The sequence below is a fragment of the Methanosarcina sp. UBA411 genome, from assembly GCF_002495725.1.
GTDB lineage: Archaea > Halobacteriota > Methanosarcinia > Methanosarcinales > Methanosarcinaceae > Methanosarcina.
On the sequence record NZ_DAGK01000014.1, the window covers coordinates 1 to 9,470 of the forward strand.

Annotated in this window: 9 protein-coding genes; 2 read left to right on the top strand and 7 right to left on the bottom strand. The window is 38.5% G+C overall.

Features of this window, described 5'->3' with window-relative positions; all coding sequences use genetic code 11:
• Together BP861_RS05790 and BP861_RS05795 are read right to left on the bottom strand one after the other, a co-directional pair.
• The coding region (locus BP861_RS05790; protein WP_292373473.1) for a TCP-1/cpn60 chaperonin family protein at positions 1-506 on the bottom strand (506 nt) is incomplete at its 3' end.
• 352 nt (positions 507-858) lie between these two features.
• On the bottom strand, positions 859-2,754 hold the full coding sequence (locus BP861_RS05795; protein ID WP_292373475.1) for a uroporphyrinogen decarboxylase family protein: 1,896 nt from the start codon (positions 2,752-2,754) through the stop codon (positions 859-861).
• Positions 2,755-3,631: 877 nt separating this feature from the next.
• On the opposite strand from BP861_RS05795, the gene BP861_RS05800 reads away from it, so the two are divergent.
• Positions 3,632-3,781, top strand: a complete 150-nt coding sequence (locus BP861_RS05800; protein WP_292373477.1) for a hypothetical protein — start codon at positions 3,632-3,634, stop codon at positions 3,779-3,781.
• A 365-nt stretch (positions 3,782-4,146) separates the two neighbouring features.
• Here the strand turns inward: BP861_RS05800 and BP861_RS05805 are convergent, their stop codons facing one another.
• The 3 genes from BP861_RS05805 to BP861_RS05815 all read right to left on the bottom strand — a co-directional run bounded on the left by BP861_RS05805 (position 4,147) and on the right by BP861_RS05815 (position 6,805).
• Positions 4,147-5,346 carry an aldo/keto reductase gene (locus BP861_RS05805; protein WP_292373479.1) on the bottom strand — a complete coding sequence of 400 codons (1,200 nt, stop codon included), beginning with the start codon at positions 5,344-5,346 and terminating at the stop codon, positions 4,147-4,149.
• 550 nt (positions 5,347-5,896) lie between these two features.
• On the bottom strand, positions 5,897-6,196 hold the full coding sequence (locus BP861_RS05810; RefSeq protein WP_292373481.1) for a carboxymuconolactone decarboxylase family protein: 300 nt from the start codon (positions 6,194-6,196) through the stop codon (positions 5,897-5,899).
• A gap of 477 nt (positions 6,197-6,673) precedes the next feature.
• A complete protein-coding gene (locus BP861_RS05815) occupies positions 6,674-6,805 on the bottom strand; it encodes a hypothetical protein (protein ID WP_292373483.1) in 132 nt (43 codons plus the stop codon).
• Positions 6,806-7,569: 764 nt separating this feature from the next.
• On the opposite strand from BP861_RS05815, the gene BP861_RS05820 reads away from it, so the two are divergent.
• Entirely contained in the window at positions 7,570-7,908 is a 339-nt protein-coding gene (locus BP861_RS05820) for a beta/gamma crystallin family protein (RefSeq protein WP_292373485.1), read from the top strand.
• Here the strand turns inward: BP861_RS05820 and BP861_RS05825 are convergent.
• Positions 7,882-8,064: a hypothetical protein gene (locus tag BP861_RS05825; RefSeq protein WP_292373509.1), complete on the bottom strand. Its 183-nt coding sequence runs from the start codon at positions 8,062-8,064 to the stop codon at positions 7,882-7,884. The two genes, BP861_RS05820 and BP861_RS05825, sit on opposite strands and share 27 nt — an antisense overlap.
• 371 nt (positions 8,065-8,435) lie before the next feature.
• The coding region (locus BP861_RS05830) for a WD40 repeat domain-containing protein (protein WP_413788521.1) at positions 8,436-9,470 on the bottom strand (1,035 nt) is incomplete at its 5' end.

Genomic DNA, 9,470 nt, shown 5'->3' on the forward strand with positions numbered 1-9,470 from the left:
ATTGTTGTCCGCACATCTTCTTCCGTTGCCTGCTTAACACTATACTGGATCATCTCGTACGTTTTTTTCAGGGCAAGCTCATATCCTTCTATAACGGTTGTTGGGTGTACACCTTGTCTTATCAGTTCGATTGCGTTTTTTATAAGGTTGCTTGCTAAAATAACAGCAGTTTTTGTTCCGTCCCCGCAGGCTTTATCCATCGACTCGGCAAGCTTTTTAAGTGTGGTCACAATCGGGTGGAGCACATCCATTTCCTTCAAAATTACCTTGCCATCACTTGTGACAAAAATATCCCCTACAGGGTTTATTATTATTTTGTTCATGCCTCTTGGACCAAAAGACGAGCCCAGCAAATCATCGATTTCAGTCGCTGCTCGTTCAAGCTGGTCAATAAGCCCGTCTTCTTTTACAGGCTCGTCAATCAAGATTTTCTCTCGAACTGTTCGAGCAAGTTTTGCAATGCCATCTTGGCTTTCAGGAGGAGTTGTTTCTAATTCGCTTGCCATCTTTTTTCCCTGCTGTAAATTCAACCTGTTTTCTCAAAGCATACTCAGATTCTATCTAAACACAATTAATCCGGGTTTCAAAATCACTATGATTGGGAACACTTTTCAGCATATTCTAAGTAATTCTCAGGGCTTTTCATTGTCAGATTCGTTTTTATAGGCGGCCCGGAAAATGAAGAGACTGTAAAGGCTGACCTTACAGGGCTTGATCCATATGTGTAATTTATAGGATGGGTCTCAATAATCGAATTTCGGGAGTCTACATGCACTCTATATAACTAAAAATACAGGATAGGCTGAAAGCCTATCCTTTTATGCACAAGTAGAAGCCCACTTTTCTGTAAAACCGATTTTATCCCATAATTTTCTTGTAGATCTCCGGGCCCTTCTGTGCCACAGTATAGGTTTGGGCAGTAATGGAATCGCAGGGAGCTCCTGGGGGTACTTCACAACCTGTTGCAATCGCATATTTGGACTGCATTCCGTTTTCTTTAAGGGTTTGAAGTACGCTCTCCTGAAGCGCAATTGTGTCGGCCTTCATTTTTTCCAGGCCCTCTGGGCTGTTATCAAGGAAGATAATTGGACTGACTTCACCGGCAAACATAGTTTCCTTGCCGTAATTGTTGATCAGATATTTGTGGTCTTTGGAACCTTTATTGACCTCATCCGGATAGAAAGTGTAACTGTAGTACTTTGTATCCCATTTGTTGATAAGATCCCAGTGTGGGGCATCGGAACAATTGTGGATAACGGTCGGCTTGTTATACTTCTTATAGAGAGGTGCAATCCTGTTCTGCATGACCTGACCTTCGGACTTCATATATTCATCAGCGCTGAGGATGACATTATTTGTCCACAGGGTAACCATACAGAGATTATCAGGCTGAGCTTCCTCGAACATACCCTTCATGATCTCTTCAACATAGGTGGTAGTCTTGTCAAGAGCCTTAAGGACAACATCCGGGTTGGTTCTGAGATCGGATAGTACACGAGTTGCTCCCATGATCTGGGTAAGAGCCACCATTGGGCCTTCAATCAGGGCTGTCATGGGTGCTCCAAGAGCGTGTGCCTTCTCGGTTGCGAGTTTATTGCCCTGGATAAGGTTATATGCACGGGTGCCTTCCTTGATTTCCGGAACTTCCAGTTTTTCATAGTCTTCAAGGTGTCCTATAGCTGCAGGGGTATCCTCCTCAGGGTACCTGATAGTTGCTCCGAAATCTGCTGCGTCAACACAGAGATCGGTCAGTCCCACGAAGGTGTCCATATTGAAGTATTTGATACCTGCTTCCACACAAGCTGCATATTTTTCGGCCTTTGTAGAGTAGTCAACATAACTGCAGGGCACGAATTTTCTAGATACACCGCAAGCAAGGGTTGCAATCGGAAGCCTATCGACTTTCTTATCTTCAAGTGAGGCGGTGAACCTCTCTGCCTTTGTCATGGTTTCATTTAACTTGGGGATAACGGAGTCAAATTCTGCCATAACTTTCTCGGCGGTTACAAGGCCGATATCGATATTTTCTTTTACTCCTTTCTGAGCAAGGGACTCTTTATACTTCATTTTACTTTCTACAAGTGCGGATTCGCTCCAGGCATTCTCCGAAATCTCGCTGACAAGAGCGGTAAGGGTTTCGACTGCTGCACTTGCATCAAGAGCCGTGCCGTCTGCTCCGATGGATTCTGCATATTCTTTTGAAACAGGTGCACCGCCTACCATAACCACAAGAGAATCCCTTATACCTTCTTCCTGAAGCTGTTCGATAACAGTTTCCATTCCTCCCATTGTGGTGGTCATCAGGGTGCTCATGGAAATTGCTGTTGCTTTGTTTTCCTTTGCAGCCTCTGCAAATTTTCCAAGCGGCACATCACAGCCAAGGTCAATCATATTGAAGCCGGCTGCAGTCATCATTGTCTTAACGAGGTTCTTTCCTATATCGTGGACGTCTCCTTCCACAGTGCCTATAATTACGTTCTGGGGAGCGGCACTTCCATCTACCTTAATGTAAGGGGTGAGAATTTCCATTCCTGCATACATTGCATCGGCTGCAAGAAGAAGACTTGGCACGAATGCTTCTCCCTTTTCATACATATCACTTATAATCTTCATGCCTTTTGCAAGCCCGTCAACGATTGCCTCATACGCATCAAGTTCTTCTTCAAGGACTTTTTGTGCGAATTCTTCTGCAAGTTCTTCGTCGCCTTCAACTACAGCATCAGCTAAAGCGTTTAATATTTCATCTTTTGCCATTGAAAATCTCCTTTTTTCTTAAAATCCAATCTGGCAGAGAACTGCCTTTCTTTCAGGATCTCAATTTTGTTGTATTTAGATCCTTAACGGGCTCCACATCCCGTTAACGTAAATTCACACTCATAAGCTTTTTAAGCCACACAATAACCATTGATAAGTATGTTTTTCATACTATGTACAGCGTTTAAGGCATTTTCCGGATTTAGCTCCAGAAACTGTTATCCTTTTACTCAATGATTATCAGTTAGAGATTCTCTCTATTGTATATAGCTTAACTGATGTTGCTTTTCTATCCTCGAGCAATATTTTTCTACTTTAAAAAATAAGCTTTTTCTGAAATATCATACTTGCCCGATTTTTCCAGCATATTAAATTCTCAATATACTAAAAATATTATATTTCCCAGATGTTTTTATCCTCAGCTTTTCTGCCGGAGGTGGCGACTTACAAGGAGATTGCAAAATTCCCCAGGTTCGAAAAAAAGAAGGCCTTAAATATTGAAGGGCTTTGAAAATTTTAAGGCTTGGCCCGTGTATTAAAGGATTAACTTGTAATTCAATATACAGAAATTAAGAATCCTGAAGAGCTAATCTTGCTACAAGTCAATAGCATTTATAAGATTCGGTGAAAATCAATAAAATGGCTCCTCACACCAGTCTCGTTCTCTCTTTTCACCTATTGAAAAGAAAAATAAAAGCATGAAGCAATCAGTAGGAGCAAAACCACTCACATTTCCGGCCCTAACATGGGTTATCGATACCTATGACATGAACGGAAAACCAACTGCCATGACTATAGCCTGGGCAGGAACCTACTGTTCGAACCCTCCATGCATCAGCATATCCTTAAGAAAAGCGACTTATAGCTATCCTGTATTATGGAAAACAGAGCATTTACGGTCAGCATTCCGTCAGAAGAATATTTAAGGCAAGCCGATTACATAGGAATCGCAAGCGGAAGAGATGGATATAAGTTTGAGGCAGCCTGCCTTATACCGGTAAGAAGCGAGCTTGTGCCTGCCCCATAAGTGGGAGAGTTTCCGGTCTTAATAGGGTGCAAACTTCTGCATACCCTTGAGATAGGACTTCATACTCTCTTTGTAGGAGAAATTCTGGACATCAAGGCCGATTAATCTGTACTCGATGAAAAAGGAAATCCAGATATTAGAAAATCAGGCCTGCTATATACAATTCTGGAAATGGAGACTATTATGATATGAGATGTAAGCTTGGAATAGCTTTTTCGATAGGAAAGGAATGCTAAATGAAAAAGCAATAGAAGATATTAGGCAATTGTATATTCGGATAATGCATTAAAAGGCTAAAAAGGATTATTGATTTATTATTTTACTTTTATTCATCCTCAAAACCTTTATGTTCTCTAAAACGCTTTTTATTCCTTCCCGAACATTTTTTTTGCTATAACCTTCCATCCCTTCAGGTCTTTTCCCTCAAATTTCTCCTCCACGGCCTTAAGCAAGGAAGAAATATCCAGATGTTGCGGGCATTTTTCAGTGCATTGTCCGCATTGGATACACTGGGAAGCATATCCTGGTACATCGCCTCTTATTATCCCACCTGGCTTTGCCACATACATAAGTTTTGCTTCTTTTTCATTTCCTGATAGGTAAAAGTTGTCATATACTTCAAAGCAGCCAGGAATGTCCACACCAGAAGGACAGGGTAAACAGTATCTACAGCCTGTGCAGCCTGTTTTCATAATCTCCCTATATTTTTGTTCTGCTTTTTTCACAATTTGCAGTTCGTTTTCTTTCAGGGAATTCGGATAGGCTTCATTCGCAATTCTCAGGTTCTCTTCAAGATGGGATTCCTCATTCATGCCTGAAAGCACAACCGTAACCTCAGGTCGGTTCCACACCCAGCGAAGAGCCCATTCTGCAGGTGTGCGTTTTATAGGAGCCTCATTCCAGATCTCCTGAACTTCAGGAGGCACCAGTTTTGTCAGCTTGCCTCCGCGCAGAGGTTCCATGATAATAATACCCAGACCCTTTGAAGCGGCATACTCAAGTCCTTCCGTTCCTGCCTGGTTCTTTTCATCCAGAAAATTGTACTGTATCTGGCAAAAAGTCCAGGGATATGCGTCCACGATTCGTTTGAAATCGTCAATTGACCCATGAAACGAAAAGCCGGAATTTACGATTCGACCGTCAGCCTTTGCCCTGTCAAGGAAACCAAGAACATCAAGCTTTTCCATTTTATCCCATAAAGCCCCCACGAGTCCGTGTACAAGGTAATAGTCGATATGATCCGTCCTGAGCCTTTCAAGCTGGGCATTCAGGATTTTATCCATATCCTCTCGGTTTTTTATTGTCCAGGAGGGAAGTTTTGTAGCAAGCTTGATTCTTTCGCGGTATCCATCAGCAAGAGCTCTGCCAAGGAAAGGCTCGCTTTCTCCCATATGATACGGCCAGGCCGTGTCAATATAGTTTATTCCATGGTCAATTGCATAGCGTACTTGCTTAGTGGCTCTTTCCTCATCTATCGTACCGTCTTCTTTTACTGGAAGACGCATGCACCCGAATCCCAGTATAGAAAGTTTATCTCCATTTTGTGGTACTTTTCTGTACAGCATTTCCATTACCTTTCTGCTTTTAAGTTGTTTCCTGATTTTTAATAGTTTTCCACCCCGAGTCCCAGCTTGGAAGAACGGTGCCTTTAAAATGACATCATTAACGTAATTATACATTATCATGACTTTATTGAAGAAATAAATCATCTAGGATTCATAAATGTAGAAAATGTCAATTCAAAAATGTTATTGATTCGATATATAAAAAAATCCAAGTTGATGTAAAAATTCGATTCTGTTCGAAAAATGTTATAAATTACTAACCCAAAAGAGTTAAAAGTCAAAAAAAATCCGGCATCTTGTTCTCCTAATATAATATTTAAAAATGATATTTAAAAATAATATTTTAAATATTATTTAATATACTATTTAATATATTATTTAATATATTATATTAAATAGTATTAAATAACATTTAAAATATTCATTAAGTATAAAATAATTTAAAGGTAGCTTTTTACTTAACATAAGAAGTAATAAGATAAAGCCTTATGAAATATTCTGTAAGACGAATAATTCGATGGATCTATTACAATTTTTAACGCTTTTAAAGTTATAATATTCCTTTAAGGGCTTCTGAGGCTGTATAAACGCTTCCAACTCCAAAAATGTACTGAGTTATCCTTATTGCTTGCATTACTTCTTCTTTTGTTGCACCTGCCTGCATTGCCTGAGTTGCAAGGGATTTTACTCCGTTTACTGCACCGTTAGCTGCATCCAGGGACATTGCAAGCAGGAATTTGTACTTGAGAGGAATTCCGCCTTCCACAAAAGCAAGTTCACGTGTATTTTCAAGCAGGGTAAATAATTCAGGGTCCTGATCCACAATAACCTGTAAAGGATTTTCTGTCAATGTACCATCTCCGCTTTTCTTGAGGAAATCTTGAGTTTAGTCTTTTCCATTTATTATGTTCCTTTATTAATTCTTATGTCTAGCAATCAATTTAAAAACCTTCCTCCAAACAAACTGAAGACGTAGAAAAAGAAAGAGAATCGGTGATAGAATGTCCGGACTTATCGAAACTGATCCGATTGACAGTATAATCGATGGAATCTAGAAGCTTGACGGAGTTGTACTTGACCTTAATTAATACAATGAAGCTGCCTGTGCTGCCTACACATAAACAGCCCAAAAATCTGCTTTAAGGAAAGTCACTCAGGCAGTAACTTATTGGTTTTTTGTATCTGTTATAGGATACATTTCTGAATTTCTTTTATTATGCATCAGGTTATATATTCTATAACAGACTTTCAAATTTTATTATGCTCCATATTTCCCGGGTGTCGATTGAAATGATAAGCTACTACCTGAAGAACTGATTTGTTTCAATTATTTTTCTTTTTTCCCTTTTTTGGCTGATTTTTCCTTCTTTGATGACTTATCAGCTGGAGCCTTTGCCTGAGGTTTTCCACAACTAGCCCCTGCTTTTGGAGTGTCGCCTATTGTAGATTTTTTTGACATATAGATCCCTTCTGTTTTATTATTTTAATTAAGTAATGTGTATACTTACTTAAAGTTATAAATAAGTTTCCAGTCAAAATAATAAATAATCACAAATAATTATATCCCGAACACTTCTTAAAAAGAATTAACTTATCAATCGGAATTCAAATCGTAGCAGGTTATTTAAAGGGGAGTTCATCCCAAAAACAACCTTTATTCTCACATTAATAAAAGTTTTAAATTAATTTTCATTGTTGGAAACTTGAGTTTTTATTCAGAATTTGAGAACTAAGATCATATCTTAAAATTAAACTTGATCCTAATTGAGATAGGACTCATGCATTTGAACCAAAAAACGGTAACATTTAATGTTTACTGTACTTGATTTTATATTTTGAGTGCATATAGTCCTATGAGATAGAGTGATAACTTAAGATTAGTGTGTATCTGAATTCCAGAAAACTTATGATCTAAAATTGAAATTAACGTGATTTGTTCTCCAATAGGAGAAATGCTTTTGGATTTTAAGACATTCTCGATTAAAAATTGACTCTGAAAAAGAAAATGGTTTCAAGGGAACTCCAGCAATGGCAGAAAAATAACTGATCATACGTGGAAATTGGAAATTGCTAACTTATAGGGCCCTGTTCAATAACTTGGGAATACAGCCAGATTGCAATACCTGCAAAAATGATTCAATTTGACTATATCAAGCTGTCTGCTAGGAAAAACAGTTGAAAAACTAAAACTTTATTGAATATAAACTTTGGGAGTATGGTATTATGGGAAAAGAGATATTCGGTACTTTGAGGAAGATACTGTACGTTTTATTGTTGGCCTTTTCTGTGATATCTGCAACAGCTGGAACAGTAAGCGCAGCAGAAGTAATTGTATATGGGCTTATTAACTTTGGGGGAGAAAATCTTGACGCTACTTATGATCAACCAAGCGTTGGATTGAACGACAAGATATCATCAATTAAGGTCATGTCAGGTACATGGAGATTCTATGAATATCCAAATTATGGAGGTCGTTATTGGGATCTTGGACCAGGAGAATATTCCTCGGTGGGAAGTGCTGGTATACCCGACAATTTAATCTCGTCTTTTAAACAGATTTAAAAAAACATTTTTTAGTGTCCACTTTGAATCTATAATCCCTGCTTCTCTTGCAGGTGTATTTTTACATCCAACGCTTCTTCCATCTTTATACTTTAATTCCACATGCTCTCTACAGAAGTTGAAACGGGTACAGTAAAGCGTCATTTGATTTGCCATTATGCTACACTCAGATGCAAGTCTAACTATTGCTTTAAAGTAGCTGACTGTATCCTTAAAACATCAGCAATAGCTTCATTACTCATTCCTTTCATGGAAAATATTTAGGATTAAATCAATGATGATATATTCTTTTTTACGAAGGTTATAATAATAGGGCTTACGCACTTACGATGGAAAAAAGCAAGTGCAATAAACGTCATAGTTATAATTTGGATATTTGGAAGTTATGAGTTTATTGCTATTGGTTTTGTACTTCAATTACGTAAGTTCCTGCATTAAGTCTCCAGATGTAAAACACTAAACCAGTCACAATGTCGAATGTGCTTGATTTTATACATTAAGTGAGTAAGTCCCATATTCACGAACTTTTATGGTAAATTTGGAAATGTCTTATGATAAGGCTCATTACCCATATACTGTTTCCATTCCTTTGGTGTAAGATTTCGGGTTAAACGATGGCTAGCTTGATTAATAAGATCTTCTGTATTACATATCCATAAATACGCGGTATTGTCATCACTCGCCGTAGCGATATATTTTCCATCAGGACTGAATACGATATTATTCACTGGACCATTATGTTTCAGAACTAAAATCTCTTTACCTGTCGATGTATCCCATAAACGTGCGGTATTGTCAGCACTTGCAGTAGCAACATATTTTCCATCAGGATTGAATACGACATTATTCACCGAAGCGTCATGATTCAAAACTAAAATCTCTTTACCTGTAAGTGCATCCCATAAACGTGAGGTATTGTCATTACTCGCCGTAGAAACGTATTTTCCATCAGGACTAAATACAACATCATTCACCCATTGATCATGATTCAAAAATACAACTTTATGAGGTATGAGTAACAATCCCTGGCGTATTAACTGATCAGCGGTCGATGTTCTGCTAATATTAAATGATTCGATAGCAAGAAGAACACTTTTATCCAGAGTCCTAGGATCTTGAGAGAGAATACTGGATTGTAAATTTAATTTCGAAGCACTAATTTCTTTCGTCTTTTCTTCAGCTTCTTTTGTCTTTTCTTCAGCATGCTGTTTCTGACTCTTGGCTCTTGTTCTCTGTCCTTCAGCAAGCTGCTTCTGCGTCTCGGCTATTTTTCTCTGTTCTTCAGCTATCTGTTTCTGTTCTTCAGCTAGCTTTGTCTGTTCTCCAGCAAGATGGCTCTTTTCTTCAGCTAGCTTTGTCTGTTCTTCAGCAAGATGGCTCTGCTTCTCTACTTCTTTAGTCTTTTCTTCAGCAAGATTACTCTTTTCTTCAGCAATTAGTTTCTGAGAAAATGCAAGTCCGGCTAAAATTAAAATGACAATTGAAAAGACTCCAAGTGTCTTAATTTTGTGGCGTAGGATCCTTTCTTTTTCAGCCCTCTCTTTCTCTAGCCGTTCTTTCTC